Source organism: Streptococcus suis, assembly GCF_029616525.1.
Taxonomy (GTDB): Bacteria; Bacillota; Bacilli; order Lactobacillales; family Streptococcaceae; genus Streptococcus; species Streptococcus suis_AF.
The window spans coordinates 1-17,175 of sequence record NZ_JANFME010000029.1 but is presented as its reverse complement, the minus strand read 5'-3'; the positions used below and the strand labels follow the sequence as shown (position 1 = coordinate 17,175).

Here is a 17,175-nt window from a genome sequence, read left to right as displayed (position 1 = left end):
TTTAAAAAACGGATTTTGATTGCTTTGAACATAAAGAAAGAGAGAACGAAGTTCGTCATCTCTAGGTGTTAGCTTTTCATCTACCCACTACAGTTGACAAAGAGCCACAATTATTAGATGTTCCTCTTTCTCCAAATTCTCAATGTCTAAAATGTCTGACTCCTGTAAAGACCATAGTCAAGCCGTACTTATTGGCCAAGTCAATGGAGTCTTGGTCGCGAACAGAGCCTCCTGGCTGGATGATAGCCTTGATGCCTGCCGCTGCGATTTCTTCCACGTTATCAGCAAAGGGGAAGAAGGCGTCCGACGCCAAAACGGCTCCCTCCAAACGATCTTTGGCTTGCTCAATAGCGATACGGACGGACGCCACACGGTTGGTTTGCCCCGGTCCCACGCCCAAGGTCATCTTGTCATTGGTGATGATGATGCCGTTGGACTTGACGTACTTGGAGGACTTCCAAGCGAATTCCATAGCCGCCCACTCTTGCTCGGACGGTTGACGCTCGGTCACCACCTGCCAGTCCGCTGGGCTTTCCACCACCACGTCCTGATCCTGCACCAAGAGCCCGCCGACAACACCTGTGAACTCTTTTTCCACTTCGCTCGCATCCTGTGCGTCAAAGGCCAACTCCAAAATCCGAAGATTTTTCTTTTTATTGGTCAAAATAGCTAGCGCTTCTGCCGAGTAGCCCGGTGCGATAATGATTTCTAAGAAAATCGGGTGCATCTTTTCAGCCGTCGCAGCATCCACTTCCCTGTTCAGCACAACAATGCCTCCGAAAATCGATACTGGGTCAGCTTTATAAGCATAATCCCAAGCCTCTTCAATGGTTTCTGCCTGCCCGATACCGCAAGGGTTCATGTGTTTGAGAGCCACAACAGTTGGATGGTCCTTGAAATCACGGATAATCCGAATGGCCGCATCCGCATCTCGAATATTATTGAAGGACAATTCCTTACCGTTTAGCTGTTTAGCAGCTGCAATAGAATAGTCTGTTGGCAGGGCATTTTGGTAGAAATCCGCATTTTGCTGGGGATTTTCACCGTAACGCATGGGCTGATTGAGGTCGTAGGTAATGGTGAGTTTTTCAGGCTTGTCTTCACCAACTTGCTTGGTAAAGTAGTCTGCAATCAGGGCGTCGTAGGCTGCGGTATGACGGAAAACCTTGGCAGCCAATCGCTGACGCGTTGGGTAGGTCGTCTGACCCTGCTCTGCAATTTCCCCTAAAACCGTCGGATAATCCGCTGGATCCACCACAACGGTTACGCTGGCGTGGTTCTTGGCCGCAGAACGAAGCATGGACGGTCCGCCGATATCGATGTTCTCCACCGCCAAGTCGTAGGTCACATCTGGACGCAAAATGGTCTCTTTGAAGGGATAAAGGTTAACCACTACCAAGTCAATCAAGCCTATTTCATGGTCGCTGGCTGCTTGTAGGTGGCTGTCCAAATCCCGACGTGCTAACAAACCACCGTGTATTTTCGGATGAAGCGTCTTAACACGGCCGTCCATCATCTCAGGAAAACCAGTCACGTCGTCAATGGCAATGGTAGATACACCAGCCTGATCCAAGGCAACCTTTGTACCTCCTGTCGAGATAATTTCCCAACCAAACTTGGTCAATTCTTGGGCAAACTCTACAATGCCTGCCTTGTCGGATACGCTAATTAACGCACGTTTTGTCATGATTTCTCCTTATTTTTTCACTGCCCCCAACTCCTCCAAAACTGCTGGATAGAGTTGGTACTCCGCTTCATGTATTCTTCCTTCAAAGGTTTCCAGGGTATCATCGGCCAATCTTGGCACTCGGACTTGTTTGATGATTTGTCCTGTGTCAATACCGCCGTCAACCCAATGGACTGTCACGCCACTTTCTGCCACACCTGCATTCCAAGCGTCTTCAATTCCATGGGCTCCTGGAAATTCTGGCAAGTAGGCGGGGTGGATATTGATGATCCGATCTTCATACTGAGCCAGCAGGGTTGGTCCCACAATCTTCATATAGCCTGCCAAGACCACCAAGTCAATCTGGTGCTGGTCTAAGAGTTGGATAATGGCTTCTTCGTAGGTCTGCTTATCTGAAAACTCTTTGAGTTCAAATGTAAAGGCTGGCATGCCAAGTTTTTCAGCTCGTTCCAAGACATAGGCATTTCTGCGGTCTGAAAAGACAAAAGCTACTTCAAACTGTTCTGCGATGACTTGGAAATTGGAGCCGTTGCCTGATGCAAACACTGCTATTCGTTTCATTTGATGACCACACTCTTGTCTTCCTTGGCGATGATGCGACCAATGGTGTAAACTTCCTCATCAACTAGTTGACAGACACTGTCAACCTTGTCTGGACTGACTGCCAGGACCAATCCGATACCCATATTGAAGATTTCAAACATTTCTTCATGTTTGATCTTTCCGTATTTTTCAAGGGCCGTAAAGATTGGGAGGACTGGAATCTTATCTTCTTCAATTTCAGCTGCAAGGTTGTCAGCAAACATACGAGGCACATTTTCGATAAATCCGCCACCTGTGATATGGGCAATGCCGTTGACCAGCCCTGCTTTTACCAGAGGCAACACCTGCTGGACATAGATACGGGTAGGCTCTAGGAGGACTTCCTTAAGAGCTCTGCCATTGAGCTCTGGCAACAGAGCGTCGCCAGCAAGATCCACAAACACGCGACGAACAAGGGAATAACCGTTGGAGTGGATACCACTGGAAGCCAGGCCAAGGAGAATGTCTCCTTCCTGGACCTTACTACCGTCGATAATCTGGGATTTCTCCGCAATGCCGACAGCAAAGCCAGCCAGGTCATAGTCATCCTCGCCGTACATACCAGGCATTTCAGCCGTTTCACCGCCAATCAATCCGCAACCAGCTTGGACACAACCTTCAGCCACACCTGCTACTACCTGCTCCAGCTTGGCTGGCTCATTTTTTCCAGTCGCAATGTAGTCAAGGAAGTAAAGCGGCTCTGCACCTGCTGCGATAATGTCGTTGACACACATAGCCACGCAGTCCTGACCAATCGTGTCGTGCTTGTCGTACTGAATCGCCAGCATGAGCTTGGTGCCCACACCGTCTGTCCCAGATACCAAGACTGGCTCTTTGACATCCAGCTTGGTCAGGTCAAACATCCCGCCAAAACCACCGAGAGCTCCCATAACGCCCAAACGTTCTGTCCGAGCAACGTGTTTCTTAATCCGCTCAACCACTTCGTAGCCAGCTTCGACGTCAACACCCGATTGGGCATATGCATTTTTATTTGTCATCTTGGGTCCTTTCTTCGTGAAATGTTACATAACTTACTTGACATTTTCAATGTAGAAACTCGTTTTCTCTTCTAGGCTACGAAGGTATTCTTCCTCATAGTCATAGAGAGGCGTTGGAAATTCTCCGTCAAAGTAGGCTACACAGAGCCCGCCTTTTGGCGCATCGGTTTCGATGCCGATGGCTTCAATCATCCCCTCAAGAGAAAGGTAGGTCAGACTATCTGCCCCAATAATCTCACAGACTTCCTCAACGGTATGGTTGGCTGAAATTAGCTCCCGACGGGTCTGAATATCAATACCATAGAAACACGGATACTTGAGTTCTGGGCTGCCGATAGCCACATGGACTTCTTTTGCCCCTGCATCACGAAGAAGCTGGACAATGCGGCGGCTAGTTGTACCGCGAACAATAGAGTCGTCAATCATGACCACGCGCTTGCCTTTGACAACACTTGAAACGGCTGACAACTTCATGCGCACACCCTGCTCCCGCAATTCCTGGGTTGGTTGAATAAAGGTCCGCTGGGTATATTGGTTTTTAATTAGCCCCATTTCATTTGGCAAACCAGATTCCTCTGCAAATCCCATAGCCGCAGATAGTGAGGAGTTTGGCACACCAACCACGATATCTGCTTCATGTTGAAATTCCTGGGCCAAACGACGACCCATATTTTTACGAGCCGTGTGGACATTGACTCCATGAATAACCGAATCTGGGCGAGCAAAATAGACATACTCCATAGAGCAAACAGCCAGTTGCGTATCTCTTGTATAGCTATCATATTGAATTCCTGAATCATCAATGACGACAATTTCACCAGGCTCCACATCACGAACCCACTCAGCACCTACTACTTCAAAGGCGCAGGTTTCACTAGCAACAACCCAGGCACCATTTTTCATCTTTCCAATTGAAAGTGGACGGAAACCGTTAGGGTCCAAGGCAGCAACCAATTTGTCTTCCAGCATAATCAGGTAAGCAAAGCCACCTTTAACAGTATTGAGGGCTTCCTTGATTTTTCCCATAAAGTCTGGATTGTGACTGCGACGAATCAAGTGCATGAGAATTTCAGTGTCAGAAGAAGAAGAGAAAATGGAACCATTTTTTTCCAGTTCAGCCTTCAAGCTGGCCGCGTTGGTTAAATTCCCATTATGAGCCAAACCCACCTGCATATCTGCAAAGTCAAAGAGGAAGGGCTGGATATTGTTGATAGAAGCAGAGCCTGAAGTTGCATAGCGGACATGACCAATAGCAGCCGTTCCTGTCAAGGCTTCTAAATCTGCTGGATTTTTAAAGACTTCTGCAATCAGGCCTGTTCCGCGATGGCGACGTAAATGCCCACCATCATTGGCCAAAATCCCTGCCCCTTCTTGCCCACGGTGCTGCAAGCTATGCAGACCAAAATAGGTCACCTGAGCAGCCTGCGGATGTCCCCAAATGCCGAAAACACCGCATTCTTCGTTGAGTGATTTAACTTCGTATGTCATATTTATTTTCCTGTAAAATAGCGAACTGCTGAGACAAAGAGTCCTTGGTCTTTCTTACCTGGAATGTTTTGGAAAAGACCGTCCTCGTAACGCTCCGAATGCCCCATTTTCCCGATGATTTGTCCGTTGCGACTGGTAATACCTTCAATAGCATGGCTGGATCCATTTGGATTGTACTTAGAATCCATGCTTGGCTGACCAGTAAAGTCAACGTATTGGCTGAAAATCTGCCCATTGTCCCGCAAGACAGCGAATTCTTCATCCGTCACGACAAATTTTCCTTCCCCGTGTGAAACTGGGATAGCGTGAATGTCACCGACTTGGACACCTGCCAACCACGGTGAGTTGACATTAGCAATCCGCGTTTCCACCATTTTAGCAACGTGTTGGTTGGCATCGTTGTAGAAGAGGGTCGGACTGCTTTCACCCGCCTCCTCAAAGTTTCCATAAGGTAGCAAGCCCGATTTGACAAGGGCCTGGAAGCCATTACAGATACCGATGATGAGGCCACCTTTTTCGATGAAACGGTCAATAGCAGAGCGGACCTTGGCGTTTCGTAAGATAGTCACGATAAACTTAGCAGACCCGTCTGGTTCATCCGCAGCGGAGAATCCACCTGCGAAGAAGAGAATGTTGGCCTTGTCAATATTGTCAACCATGGTGTCCACAGACTGTTCAATGCTCTCTGCATCCAAGGTCACAAATGGAACAAGATTGACTTTTGCACCAGCCTGTTCAAAGGCTTTGGCGGAGTCGTATTCTGAGTTGGTACCTGGGAAAACTGGAATGTAAACTACAGGCACTTCAACGGTTTCCTTGGCTTGCACAACTGAAACACTGGCAAGAGCTGGAACTTCTTGTAGTTCTGTATCCTGTTCAAATTCTGTTGGATAAACTTCTTCTAGTTTGCCTTCAAAGGCTACCTGCAAGTCTAGTCCAGCCAGGTTGACACCGTTGACAAGAAGTGTAAAGTCTGTGGTGGTTTGTCCAATCTTCACAGCATCTGGAATGTCTTCTTGCGATGTGAAGACAAAGCCACCAAGTTGACCTGTCAAGCTGGTTTCAAGGTCTGCAAGCTCAACTCTTGCTCCGACTTGGTTACCAAAGGACATAAGGGCTAGACTTTCTAGAACTCCTCCATACTTGACTGCACTAGCAGCCGTAATCGCATAATCGCTCTGCCATTTTTCAAAAGTCTCAAAATTAGACTTGATCAAGGCAAAATCAATGTCTTCTGACAAGACTTGGCCTGGTAGGTAATAGATGTGCTCACCAGCCGCCTTGAACTCAGGCGAGAGAACCTTGCGACTGTCTGCCGTGGTCACACCAAAGGCAACCAGGGTCGGTGGAACTATCAAGTCCTCAAAGGTACCAGACATGGAGTCCTTGCCACCGATAGACGGCAAGCCAAGCTGAATCTGAGCCTCGATAGATCCCAGAAGTGCTGCTACTGGCTGACCAAAACGCTCTGCCTGCTTATCCATTCGCTGGAAATACTCCTGGTAGGAGAAGCGAGCCTTGGACCAGTTGGCACCTGTTGCCACCAAGCGAGCTGTCGCTTCGATGACCGCATAAGCTGCAGCATGATAAGGAGACCAGTCTGCTAGATAAGGATGATAGCCCTGAGCCATGACAGAAGCCGTGGTCGTCACACCGTGCTGGACAGGCAACTTCTGCACCGAACTTTCTGTCGGAGTCAACTGGTGGCGACCTCCGAGTGGGTGGGTGACGGTTGAACGCCCAACAGATGAGTCGAAAATGGTCTGCAAACCTTTTTGACTAGCATGGTTGAGGTCTGATAGAAGGTCTTTCAAGTCCTCCTGTAGCGTTTCAGCGGAAGTTCTACGTGTTTCTGGTAGCTTGACAGAACTGTCAACCACTTTGGCATCCACCACCACGCGCACACCGTTGGTATCAAGGAAGGAACGCTCCAAATCAACAATGGTTTGTCCATTCCATGTCATGACTAGGTTTGGTTTTTCAGTCACTTTGGCTACGACAACCGCATGGATATTTTCCTCACGGCAGGCTACGATAAAGGTGTCTACGTCCTCTGGACGGACAACCACACTCATCCGCTCCTGTGATTCGGAAATGGCAATTTCCGTTCCGTTTAAGCCTGCATACTTGAGTGGAACCTTATCCAAATCAATTTCAAGACCGTCTGCCAGTTCTCCAATGGCTACGCAGACACCTCCTGCACCGAAGTCATTGGATTTTTTAATGAGACGAGTGACGTCGCCATTTCGGAACAAGCGTTGGATTTTACGCTCTTCAATAGCATTTCCTTTTTGGACTTCCGCACCAGCTGTTTCCACAGACTCGACTGTCTGTACCTTGGACGAGCCTGTTGCCCCACCGATACCGTCGCGACCTGTTTTGCCACCGAGTAGAATGACCACATCGCCTGCGACTGGTTTTTCACGGACCACATTTTCCTTGGGAGCAGCACCGACTACGGCACCCAGTTCCATACGTTTTGCGACAAAGCCTGGGTGGAAATACTCACGCACGTAAGTTGTCGCCAAACCGATTTGGTTACCGTATGAAGAATAACCATGTGCCGCTGTTTTTGAAATGATTTGTTGTGGCAATTTCCCTGGGCGAGTCGCTGTCAAAGGCTGGGTGATATCGCCCGCACCTGAAATCCGCATGGCTTGATAAACATAAGAACGACCTGACAAAGGATCACGAATGGCTCCACCGATACAGGTTGCGGCACCACCAAAAGGCTCGATTTCTGTTGGGTGATTATGGGTTTCATTCTTGAACATGAGGAGCCATGGCTCTTTCACGCCATCCACATCTACTTCGATTTCCACCGAGCAGGCATTGATTTCATCTGACACTTCCATGTCATCCAGACGACCATTGGCCCGCTCATAACGACCAAAAATCGTCGCCATATCCATCAATGTCTGTGGCTTATCTGTCCGACCTAATTCTGTCCGCATCGCCAGGTACTTGTCATAAGTCGCCTGCAATTGCTTGTGGAATTTTGAAGCTGAAAAGTCAATAGACCTAAGTTCTGTCTCAAATGTCGTATGGCGGCAGTGGTCACTCCAATAAGTATCCAAGACCTTGAGTTCTGTCTCAGTTGGCACTCGACCGATTGACTTGAAGTAATCCTGAATGAAGAGCAGGTCTTCCACTTCCATAGCCAAACCAGCCTCACGCTTGTAAGACGCAAATTCCTCTGCCCCGTAGCTATCAAAAAAGTCCAAGGTCGGAATAGTCGTATCTGACACCGAAAACTCCTGGGCTACCAAAGGAGCGTCCATATCCTTGAATCGCGAATCCACAGGATTAAGCAAATAATTCTTGATAGCAGCTAACTCTTCTTCCCGCACATCGCCATTCAAGATATAGAGCTGACCTGTATTGACACGCACCTCCTGACGACTGCCCAATAAGAGAAGGGCCTCCTGACTGCTGGCAGCCCGCTGGTCAAACTGCCCAGGCAAAGCCTCAATAGCAAAATAAACTGCACCTTCCAGACCTAATTCTTCATCCGACAAAACCTTGTCCGTCACCTGCTCTGTAAAGATATGCTTGATGGCCTGCTCTAACAAGTCCTCCTCAAGATTGAAGACATCGTAAACCTGCACTAACCGCAAACTTGACAGGCTTGTCAACTGCAAATTATGAGTCAACTCCTTACGAAGAGCCTCCGCCTTGATCTGAAATGCTGCCTTCTTCTCAACAAAAATCCGCTTTGCCATATCTTCCAATCCTTATTTCACTTCCTGTAATTTTGCCAATACGACCTCGTAAACCTCGGTCAACTCCCCGAGACCCCGACGGAAAACATCCTTGTCGAGATGGTTGCCATCTGCATCCCACAAACGACAATTATCAGGAGAAAACTCATCCGCCAATAAAATCTGACCAGACGAGTCAACCCCAAATTCTAGCTTGAAGTCCACCAAAGTCATCCCAATCTGAGTAAACAAGTCCTTCAAGAACCCATTGATTCGTCTTGTTTCTTCCTTGATATAGGCGATTTGGTCCTGACTAGCCAGTTCTAGAAAGGCAATATGTTCATCGTTGATAAAAGGATCGTCCAACTCATCTTTTTTATAGTAAAATTCCACGATTGGAGTAGCTAATACAATCCCTTCTTCCACCCCAAAGCGTTTTGAGAAAGACCCAGCTGTCACATTTCGCAAAACCACCTCGAGAGGAATAATCTCCACCTTCTTATTCAACTGCTCCATATCCGACAAACGCTTGATAAAATGCGTCTTGACGCCAGCTTCATTCAACTTTTCAAAAATTAAGGACGAAATCAGATTGTTGAGCCGGCCCTTGCCCACAATCTGTTCTTTCTTACCACCATTAAAAGCTGTTGCCTGATCCTTATAAACCGCAACAATCTGGTCGCTGTCAGCCGTAGCGTAGATGTCTTTGGCTTTTCCTGAATAGAGAAGGTCTGTTTTCATGAGAATGTTCGCCTTTCGTAAAATATTCTAGTCTTTTCGTTTATTCTAACACACAATATTCGCGTTTACAACAAATTTACGGTTATTTAGGAAAAAACAAAGAAAAACGCCCGTAAACTACGAACGTTTTTTTACTTCTTCATAAATAAAATCAACAATATCAGATAGGACCTCAAAATGCTCAATAGCAGCATCTGGGACATCTACATGAAATTCATCCTCCAAATTAAGAACAAATTCCATGATTTCTACTGAATCTGCTGCAATATTATCTGCCAAAGTAGATTCAGGTTGAACTTGAAAATCTTCTCCCTTTTCATCCTGAATTAATTCAACAACCCGCTGATAGACCTGCTATCTAGTCATGACTCTCCTCCACTACTGAAAATTTGGCCACTGATTTTTCAACAATGCCAGCCTCCAAAATCGAACGCGTCTGCTTAATCGTATAGAAAATCGACTGGGCATCGCTGGATCCGTGTGCCTTGATGACAGGTGCTTTCAGACCAAGCAAGACAGCACCACCTGCAGTTTTATAGTCCATAGCCCCCAAGGCCTTTTTCAAGGTTGGTTTGACCAGCAAGCCTCCCAATTTAGCACGCAGACCGCCATTCTTGATTGAGCCAGTCAACTGACCAACGATGGATTTTGCAGTCCCTTCAACTGTTTTCAGCACAGCGTTTCCCGTGAAACCATCCGTCACGACCACATCCGCCACACTGTTAAGCAACTCACGCGCCTCCACATTGCCGATAAAGTTGATTGACTTGTCTTCCGCCAAGAGTTTATAGGCTTCTTGGTGAACTGGCGTGCCCTTGGTATCTTCCGTACCGTTGTTCAAAAGTCCCACACGAGGTTGTTTGACACCACGCACGTGCTCCGCGTAAAATGAGCCAAGAATACCATACTGATAGAGGTGATGAGCTGTATTTTCAGCATTTGCCCCCAAATCCATCATATCAAATCCCTTACCGTCCATAGTAGGAAGAGTGGACATAAGACCAGGACGGTCGATGTTCTTGATGCGACCGACGACAAAGACGCCTGCCGCCAAAAGAGCTCCCGTATTTCCAGCTGACAAGACCGCATCTGCCCGACCATCCTTGACAGCCTTGGTCGCTAGGACCATCGAAGCTTCTTTCTTACGACGAATCGCCTTGACAGGCTCATCATCTGAATTGATTTTCTCCGTGGTATGAACAATGCTGACACGCTCTGTCGCTGTCAAATACTGCTTGATTTTAGCCTCATTACCATAAAGTTGAATTTCAATGTCTGGAAAGGCAGCCAAGGCTTGATTGACACCTTCTACCACTGCCTGAGGGGCGTGGTCCCCACCCATAGCATCTACTGCAATACGTTTCATTCTGTTTCCTCATTTTCTGTTCTTGGTTTCATAATCTGCCCCCAAGAAGACAAATCATCTATAAATTTCTTGGATTTCAAGTGAATCCCCACATATTCCTCGTACAGCTGGTCAATAAAAAGCCGTAATTTTCGCTTCATCTCAGGCTTGATGGAAATGGTTTCCAGCTCATCAAAGGAAATAGCCTGAAATTGATCAAGTAGATAGGGAACATTGGGATCCAGATAAGCCCGTCGCTCATCTTGTTGATAGTGTTGCGGACACAAGACACCACTGTACTTGTAGGAATAGTCAAAAGGCAAGCCAACCCGATGACAAAAAGCACACTCGTGAAAATTCAGACTGATCCCAAATCGACCCAAGAGCTGAATTTCAAAGATATTGGTCAGAACTTCGTAGTCCAAACCTGACTCCATCAAGTCCAAGGTCTTGACCAAAAAAGCAAAGAGAGCTGGGTCATAGACCTTGTCCTGCAAGGCCGCATCGGCCAAGGCCAAGATATAGGTAGCATAGCTAAGCTTGAAAATATCACCGTTAATATTCTTAAAGGGCTGTACCTGATGAAAATCTTCGATATAAGACAGACCATCATCATTGATTTTAACGATAAAATCCGCATAGGTCAAAGGCTGGATAGAAGCTACCAGCTTGGATTTAGAGGCATGTTTCACGAAAAACATTCGCTTGCCAGCCTTCTCCGTAAAAATCTTGACCAGCTTGTCATCCTCTCGAAAATTCCGATTATATAGGACTAATCCCCTGGTTTCAATTCGTTCCATTTTCTTCTAGATATTCCTTCAAACGAGCCATGGCTGTTTGAATCTTCTCCATACTTGCTGCGTAGGAAAGTCGCACATAGCCTTCTCCATATTGACCAAAGGCCGCACCTGGAATAAAGGCCACCGCTTTCTTTCTCGCAAAGTCTTGCAAGAAGCTAAAGGAATCTTGATTGTAACCCGCAGGGATTTTTGCAAAGATATAAAATGCTCCATCAGGCTTGATAATTTTAAAGCCCAAGTCCGTCATCTTCTCGATGATGTAATCCCTACGCTTGACGTACTCCGCCCGCATCGGAAGAGCATCATCCTTACCATTTTTCAAGGCCTCAACCGCACCATACTGCATAGCAGTTGAGGCCGCTGTCACGAGATATTGGTGGCTCTTGATGATTTGTGCGATAATCGGAGCCTGACTCATAATCAAGCCAATCCGCCAACCTGTCATGGCATGGGACTTGGACAAGCCCTGAATCAAAATGGTCTGTTCTGGCAAAAACTCCGCAATCGAAGTATGAGGCTGACCAGTGTAAGTCAACTCCGCATATACCTCATCTGATAGGACAAAGACAGGATACTTACGCAAGACATCCGCAAAGGCCTGAATCTGCTCACGTGAGTAGGTCACTCCCGTTGGATTGGCAGGATAGTTGAGAATGACAGCTTTTAGCTTTTCCCCCTGCTCAATAATCGCCTCTTCCAACATCTCAGGTGTCAAAACAAAATCATTTGCCGTTGTATCGATTTCAACGATGTCTGCTCCCACCATATTGACAATCGGTTCATAACCAGGATAGGCAGGGGCAGGCAGAAGAACTGTATCCCCAGCCTCTAAAATAGCAACTAAACTCGCTGATAGCGCTTCTGTCGCACCGATTGTAGAGAGGATTTCATTTTCTGGATTGTAGTGTAAATTATATTTTTCAGCCACAAACTCAGCTGCAGCCTGACGCAACTCCAAAAGACCAGCCATACCAGTATAATAACTCTTGTTAGCATCAATAGCAGCCTTAGCTGCTTCTTTTACATGGTCTGGCGTTGTAAAATCAGGCTCTCCCAAGGTCAGTTTCAAAATCCCTGGAACATCCGAAATAGACTGATCAAACTGACGAATCATCGAAACCTCAATCCGATTCAAATTCTTATTAAAACGATTTAATAAATCCATTTTGCCACCTCAAAAACATATAAAACTATTATAATACATTTTGAAAATAAATGTAAAAAAGAAGAGTCATTTGACTCTTCTCATACCTATTTAACACGACTTGCCTCAAACAAAGGTGACAAAGGACGTTTTTCATGAATACGAATAATCGCTTCCGCTAATAATTCTGCCGTTGAAATATGTTCGATTTTATCAATTAAGCGATCTTCTGCAATTTCAATTGTATCAAGAACAACCAATTTCTTAATTGCTGACTTACTAATGTTATCCATAGCAGGACCTGACAATACTGGGTGCGTACATGAAGCATAAACAGCTGTTGCCCCTGCATCTGCCAAAGCATCCGCTGCATGACAGATGGTACCCGCAGTATCAATCATATCATCAATCAAGATACAAGTTTTACCTTCAATGTCACCGATAATATTCATCACCTCAGATGTATTCATCTTATCAACACTACGACGCTTATCAATAATCGCGATCGGTGTTTTTAAGAACTGAGCTAATTTACGAGCACGTGTTACACCACCATGGTCAGGTGATACAACAACATAGCCATCACCTACCATACCACGACGCTCAAAATAATCCGCAATCAATGGAGCACCCATCAAATGATCAACAGGAATATCGAAGAATCCCTGAATCTGCGCAGCATGCAAATCAATTGTCAACAAACGATTGACTCCCGCTGTTTGTAACATATTGGCAACTAATTTTGAAGTGATTGGCTCACGAGCACGAGCTTTACGATCCTGACGTGCATAGCCATAGTAAGGCATTACAACGTTTACTGATTCAGCAGATGCACGTTTTAGAGCATCAACCATAATCAAAATTTCCATTAAATTGTCATTCACTGGAGAGCTAGTAGACTGAAGAATGAATACATGTGTACCACGAATTGATTCTTCAATATTCACTTGAATCTCACCATCAGAGAATTGACGGACACTTGATTTCCCTAAGGGAATACCAATTTTCTTTGCAACCTTCTCAGCTAATTGTTGATTGGACGATAGTGCAAACAACTTTAAGTCGGTAAACGCCATGATAGCCTCCTAAATTTTTCTACTTAACTATTTTAACGCTTTTTGAATCAATTTTCAAACAAAAATGAAAGATTCGGTATCATCAAGATTTTAATATAAAAAATCCTTGGATAAACCAAGGATAAAATATTATGGATAAATATAGTAAACCGCACCCTCAGATGTTGTTGTAGGATTAAACCAACCACGGTGGTTACCAATATAACGACGACCCATATAGTTTGATTCAGAAACCTGGATGTTTGTAGAACTTTCAACTGCTGTTACTAAAGCAACGTGACCATACGTTCCACCTACCCAAACAGCAACTGCACCAACTTGTGGCGTTGTACCAACGCTGAATCCTTCAGCTCGAGCTGAAGCTACCCACTGATTAGCATTACCCCAGTATGGGCCAACCCATGAAACTTGAGACTTAACTCCCCAAGTACACTCACCAACTGGGTATGATGAAGCGTCATAACGCGCATTATTTGCTGCCGCTGAACTACCTGAACCTGATGATGTAGACGTTGTAGGTGTGCTTACCGTTGGTGTAGATTGTGATACTGTCTGAGTAGGGGCTGCAACCGTTTCAGTCACTGTAGTTTCTACTGGCATTGACACGACTGGTGCTGATACTGAGGCTACTTGTTGCTGTGCTAGAGCTGCCTGTTGTGCTTGATACTCCGCTTGACGAGCTGCCGCTTGACGAGCTGCTTCTTCTGCAGCTGCCTTTTGCGCCAACAATGAATTTTTCTCATCTTCAGCAGTAGCTTTCTGCACAGCCAAATTTAACTTAGCAGCTTCCAATTCAGCCTGACGCACTTGCAATACTTGGGCGTCATCTTCCAATTTTTGGCGATTAGCTGCCAAAGTAGTGATTGCCTCTTGGTTTGCCTTTTGTTTTTCAACAATTGCTTCCTTATCAGCTTTTTGTTGTTCCAACATACGGTTATTAGCTGAAACAATCTCACGCATTGCATTAACACGAGAAACAGCATCAACGATTGATTTTGAATCTAAAATTGTATTAATATAACTTGAAGCAGAGCCATCAACTTGAGCACTACGCGCCTGCTCCTTTAAAGCACCATCACGTGACACAATATCAGCTGACAAACGCTCAATATCTGCCGCCAATGTCTGCGATTCTGCTTCCAAACGAGTATTTTCTTCTGTTAATTTCGCCTGTTCACTAACAATTTCATCAACTTGTCCTTGAATAGCATCAACTTGTTGTTGAGCTTCAGCTTGTTGTGCTGTCAACTCACTAATCTGTTGATTTTTTGCTGCAATCTGACTATCTACATCATTCGCACTAACCACAGCTACATAATTAGCATTAGATAGAACGACTGTACTTAACATAATTGTAGCCAAGATTTTTTTCTTCATATCCGAACATAACTCCTCTATACTTTCTGACTCTCTCATTTTATCAAAAAAATTGCGTAAGTATATTACGCAATTATTACATTTCTATGTCTTGTTTGTTATTCCAAATAAACGCTCAAATAACGGTTGTAGTACGAAAAATAAGGCCAAATTGAATAGTAGACTTGGAAGTAATTTATTAAAAACAAAGATAAACACAGACAAGTTTGTTATATGAAAAATGCGAGCAAATGAGTAACTAATAAATTCAAATTGAAAAATAGCTACTAGTAAAATCAAAATATTAATTCCTCGCTTGCTGACAGCACCTTGAAAGAAGAAATAGATGCAATACAAAACTAAAGGAAGAGTTGTAGTAGCAATACCAATCAGATTAAGATAACTAATATCATATACCAAACCTAGCAAAGTAAATATGAATAATGAAAAACCAAGAGATACATAGTTAGCATAAAAAATAGCTAACATAAGTACCAAATGACTTGAAATAGTAAATAATCCGACCGACCAATTTGTTACCAACGTTGAAATCTGTCCATCAAGTAATAAAATAAAGAACAAGATGGGAAACATGAATATTTCTATCATTTTATTGCGCATTTGTTTGACCTACCACTAAAACCGAATAAATGTTTGAAAAACTAGCTGTCGGCTCAACATATACTTCTTTATTTAAACTGTTACTATTTGATTTAACCGATAAAACTTTACCAATTTGGACATTTGCCGGAGTCGCACCAGCCAAATCACTCGTTACAACATTGCTACCCACTGCAATTTCATCAGCTGAGTTCAACTGATTAATGATAAAACTATTTGTATCTGCATCATAGCCCGATAAAATACCATAAATTTCTTTAGAATCGACAGAAATTTTCACAGGCAACTTCGTGAATTCATCCGAATTCGTAAATAAGGTAACAACCGCCGAATCTGAACTCAATGAACTCACGATGCCAACTAATCCACCATTAGCAACCACAAGTGCATTAGATGTCACACCACTAGTCTCACCAATATTAATTGAAATATGCTCCGACCACGATGAAGGAGTCCTCACTAAAACTGATCCCGGAATAAGTTGTTTTTCAGGAAAATCAGATACCACACCTAAACTACTACGAAGCGATGCATTCTCTTCTTTCAAGCTAGTATTTTCAGCAGCCATCCCTTCAAGGCTCATAATAGCTTCCTTTAATTGTTTATTTTCCTCGTAAGCGTTCATCAAATCTGTCAAGACATCTTTCTGCTCAGAAAAAAATCTAGTAGGTACTGAAATAACCGATTGAATTGGCGTTACAACAACCCCAACGATATTATTTAAATATGGTACCTGTAACCCCTTAGAGAATGTCACAAACAAAAGAGAAAATGACAGTAATAAAAAGATAGAAACAACTACTACTAATTTTGAAAATTTATTCATAATAGACCCTCACCAAGATACAATAAAACGAGAATATCAAGCGATAATCTCGTTCACTACGGAGAATAAGGGATTCGAACCCTTGCGCCAGTTACCCGACCTAACGATTTAGCAAACCGTCCTCTTCAGCCTCTTGAGTAATTCTCCATCAATATAATATGGGCACGAGTGGAATCGAACCACCGACCTCACGCTTATCAGGCGTGCGCTCTAACCATCTGAGCTACGCGCCCAAGATAATAAACTTGGACAAAGTTAAATTAATGGCGCGAGACGGAATCGAACCGCCGACACATGGAGCTTCAATCCATTGCTCTACCAACTGAGCTACCGAGCCAAATTCTTAAAGAAATTGCGGGAGCAGGATTTGAACCTACGACCTTCGGGTTATGAGCCCGACGAGCTACCTAGCTGCTCCATCCCGCGGTAGTAGAAAAGGAGGATGTGGGATTCGAACCCACGCACGCTTTTACACGCCTGACGGTTTTCAAGACCGTTCCCTTCAGCCAGACTTGGGTAATCCTCCAATATATGGACCTTGTAGGACTTGAACCTACGACCGCTCGGTTATGAGCCGAGAGCTCTAACCAGCTGAGCTAAAGGTCCAGCAAACAAGAGTATATAGCGGCGAAGGGGATCGAACCCCCGACCTCCCGGGTATGAACCGGACGCTCTAGCCAGCTGAGCTACACCGCCAAAATAATATAATCGGGAAGACAGGATTCGAACCTGCGACACCTTGGTCCCAAACCAAGTACTCTACCAAGCTGAGCTACTTCCCGATACTATTAAAAATAAAGCTCCCCTAAC

At 44.9% G+C, this 17,175-nt stretch carries 13 protein-coding genes, 8 tRNA genes and 1 pseudogene; all 22 read right to left on the bottom strand.

The window, feature by feature from the left end:
* Window positions 1–139: 139 nt before the first annotated feature.
* The 22 genes and pseudogenes from purH to NOL38_RS09500 all read right to left on the bottom strand — a co-directional run bounded on the left by purH (window position 140) and on the right by NOL38_RS09500 (window position 17,147).
* Window positions 140–1,687 carry a bifunctional phosphoribosylaminoimidazolecarboxamide formyltransferase/IMP cyclohydrolase gene (purH, locus tag NOL38_RS09605; protein ID WP_277942030.1) on the bottom strand — a complete coding sequence of 516 codons (1,548 nt, stop codon included), beginning with the start codon at window positions 1,685–1,687 and terminating at the stop codon, window positions 140–142.
* 9 nt (window positions 1,688–1,696) lie between these two features.
* Entirely contained in the window at window positions 1,697–2,248 is a 552-nt protein-coding gene (gene purN / locus NOL38_RS09600) for a phosphoribosylglycinamide formyltransferase (RefSeq protein WP_277942029.1), read from the bottom strand.
* Complete coding sequence (gene purM, locus NOL38_RS09595) at window positions 2,245–3,267, bottom strand: phosphoribosylformylglycinamidine cyclo-ligase (RefSeq protein ID WP_277942028.1); 1,023 nt, start codon at window positions 3,265–3,267, stop codon at window positions 2,245–2,247. The genes purN and purM overlap by 4 nt, the downstream gene beginning before the upstream one ends.
* Before the next feature lie 33 nt (window positions 3,268–3,300).
* Window positions 3,301–4,755 (bottom strand): amidophosphoribosyltransferase, encoded by a 1,455-nt coding sequence (gene purF, locus NOL38_RS09590; protein WP_277942027.1) that lies wholly within the window; start codon window positions 4,753–4,755, stop codon window positions 3,301–3,303.
* 2 nt (window positions 4,756–4,757) lie between these two features.
* Window positions 4,758–8,477 carry a phosphoribosylformylglycinamidine synthase gene (locus tag NOL38_RS09585; protein WP_277942026.1) on the bottom strand — a complete coding sequence of 1,240 codons (3,720 nt, stop codon included), beginning with the start codon at window positions 8,475–8,477 and terminating at the stop codon, window positions 4,758–4,760.
* Between the two features lie 12 nt (window positions 8,478–8,489).
* Window positions 8,490–9,197 carry a phosphoribosylaminoimidazolesuccinocarboxamide synthase gene (purC, locus tag NOL38_RS09580; protein WP_277942025.1) on the bottom strand — a complete coding sequence of 236 codons (708 nt, stop codon included), beginning with the start codon at window positions 9,195–9,197 and terminating at the stop codon, window positions 8,490–8,492.
* A 117-nt stretch (window positions 9,198–9,314) separates the two neighbouring features.
* A pseudogene (locus NOL38_RS09575) lies at window positions 9,315–9,551 on the bottom strand (phosphopantetheine-binding protein); the annotation flags it as partial.
* A 4-nt stretch (window positions 9,552–9,555) separates the two neighbouring features.
* The gene (gene plsX, locus NOL38_RS09570; RefSeq protein ID WP_277942024.1) at window positions 9,556–10,563 is read right to left on the bottom strand and encodes a phosphate acyltransferase PlsX; all 1,008 of its coding nucleotides are present in this window, start codon (window positions 10,561–10,563) and stop codon (window positions 9,556–9,558) included.
* On the bottom strand, window positions 10,560–11,342 hold the full coding sequence (gene recO, locus NOL38_RS09565; RefSeq protein ID WP_014637252.1) for a DNA repair protein RecO: 783 nt from the start codon (window positions 11,340–11,342) through the stop codon (window positions 10,560–10,562). The genes plsX and recO overlap by 4 nt, the downstream gene beginning before the upstream one ends.
* Window positions 11,329–12,507 (bottom strand): pyridoxal phosphate-dependent aminotransferase, encoded by a 1,179-nt coding sequence (locus NOL38_RS09560; RefSeq protein ID WP_277942023.1) that lies wholly within the window; start codon window positions 12,505–12,507, stop codon window positions 11,329–11,331. Before NOL38_RS09560 ends, recO begins: the two co-directional genes overlap by 14 nt.
* Before the next feature lie 86 nt (window positions 12,508–12,593).
* Window positions 12,594–13,562 carry a ribose-phosphate diphosphokinase gene (locus NOL38_RS09555; RefSeq protein WP_277942022.1) on the bottom strand — a complete coding sequence of 323 codons (969 nt, stop codon included), beginning with the start codon at window positions 13,560–13,562 and terminating at the stop codon, window positions 12,594–12,596.
* 129 nt (window positions 13,563–13,691) lie between these two features.
* Entirely contained in the window at window positions 13,692–14,939 is a 1,248-nt protein-coding gene (pcsB, locus tag NOL38_RS09550; protein WP_277942021.1) for a peptidoglycan hydrolase PcsB, read from the bottom strand.
* Window positions 14,940–15,023: 84 nt separating this feature from the next.
* A complete protein-coding gene (gene mreD, locus NOL38_RS09545) occupies window positions 15,024–15,527 on the bottom strand; it encodes a rod shape-determining protein MreD (protein ID WP_228381042.1) in 504 nt (167 codons plus the stop codon).
* Window position 15,528: 1 nt separating this feature from the next.
* Window positions 15,529–16,365, bottom strand: coding sequence for a rod shape-determining protein MreC (mreC, locus tag NOL38_RS09540; protein WP_277942020.1), 837 nt, complete (start codon window positions 16,363–16,365; stop codon window positions 15,529–15,531).
* Window positions 16,366–16,424: 59 nt separating this feature from the next.
* Window positions 16,425–16,512, bottom strand: a tRNA-Ser gene (locus NOL38_RS09535).
* 12 nt (window positions 16,513–16,524) lie between these two features.
* Window positions 16,525–16,598 (bottom strand) — tRNA-Ile (locus NOL38_RS09530).
* Window positions 16,599–16,629: 31 nt separating this feature from the next.
* Window positions 16,630–16,702, bottom strand: a tRNA-Phe gene (locus tag NOL38_RS09525).
* Between the two features lie 15 nt (window positions 16,703–16,717).
* A tRNA-Met gene (locus tag NOL38_RS09520) sits at window positions 16,718–16,791 on the bottom strand.
* 10 nt (window positions 16,792–16,801) lie between these two features.
* A tRNA-Ser gene (locus NOL38_RS09515) sits at window positions 16,802–16,891 on the bottom strand.
* A gap of 6 nt (window positions 16,892–16,897) precedes the next feature.
* Window positions 16,898–16,971: transfer RNA gene (locus NOL38_RS09510), tRNA-Ile, on the bottom strand.
* Window positions 16,972–16,987: 16 nt separating this feature from the next.
* Window positions 16,988–17,061, bottom strand: a tRNA-Met gene (locus NOL38_RS09505).
* 12 nt (window positions 17,062–17,073) lie between these two features.
* Window positions 17,074–17,147, bottom strand: a tRNA-Pro gene (locus NOL38_RS09500).
* Between the last annotated feature and the right edge of the window lie 28 nt (window positions 17,148–17,175).

Coding starts and splice junctions, on each gene's coding strand:
- purH (WP_277942030.1), bottom strand. CDS start 1,687: ATGACAAAACGTGCGTTAATTAGCGTATCCGACAAGGCAGGCATTGTA.
- purN (WP_277942029.1), bottom strand. CDS start 2,248: ATGAAACGAATAGCAGTGTTTGCATCAGGCAACGGCTCCAATTTCCAA.
- purM (WP_277942028.1), bottom strand. CDS start 3,267: ATGACAAATAAAAATGCATATGCCCAATCGGGTGTTGACGTCGAAGCT.
- purF (WP_277942027.1), bottom strand. CDS start 4,755: ATGACATACGAAGTTAAATCACTCAACGAAGAATGCGGTGTTTTCGGC.
- NOL38_RS09585 (WP_277942026.1), bottom strand. CDS start 8,477: ATGGCAAAGCGGATTTTTGTTGAGAAGAAGGCAGCATTTCAGATCAAG.
- purC (WP_277942025.1), bottom strand. CDS start 9,197: ATGAAAACAGACCTTCTCTATTCAGGAAAAGCCAAAGACATCTACGCT.
- plsX (WP_277942024.1), bottom strand. CDS start 10,563: ATGAAACGTATTGCAGTAGATGCTATGGGTGGGGACCACGCCCCTCAG.
- recO (WP_014637252.1), bottom strand. CDS start 11,342: ATGGAACGAATTGAAACCAGGGGATTAGTCCTATATAATCGGAATTTT.
- NOL38_RS09560 (WP_277942023.1), bottom strand. CDS start 12,507: ATGGATTTATTAAATCGTTTTAATAAGAATTTGAATCGGATTGAGGTT.
- NOL38_RS09555 (WP_277942022.1), bottom strand. CDS start 13,562: ATGGCGTTTACCGACTTAAAGTTGTTTGCACTATCGTCCAATCAACAA.
- pcsB (WP_277942021.1), bottom strand. CDS start 14,939: ATGAAGAAAAAAATCTTGGCTACAATTATGTTAAGTACAGTCGTTCTA.
- mreD (WP_228381042.1), bottom strand. CDS start 15,527: ATGATAGAAATATTCATGTTTCCCATCTTGTTCTTTATTTTATTACTT.
- mreC (WP_277942020.1), bottom strand. CDS start 16,365: ATGAATAAATTTTCAAAATTAGTAGTAGTTGTTTCTATCTTTTTATTA.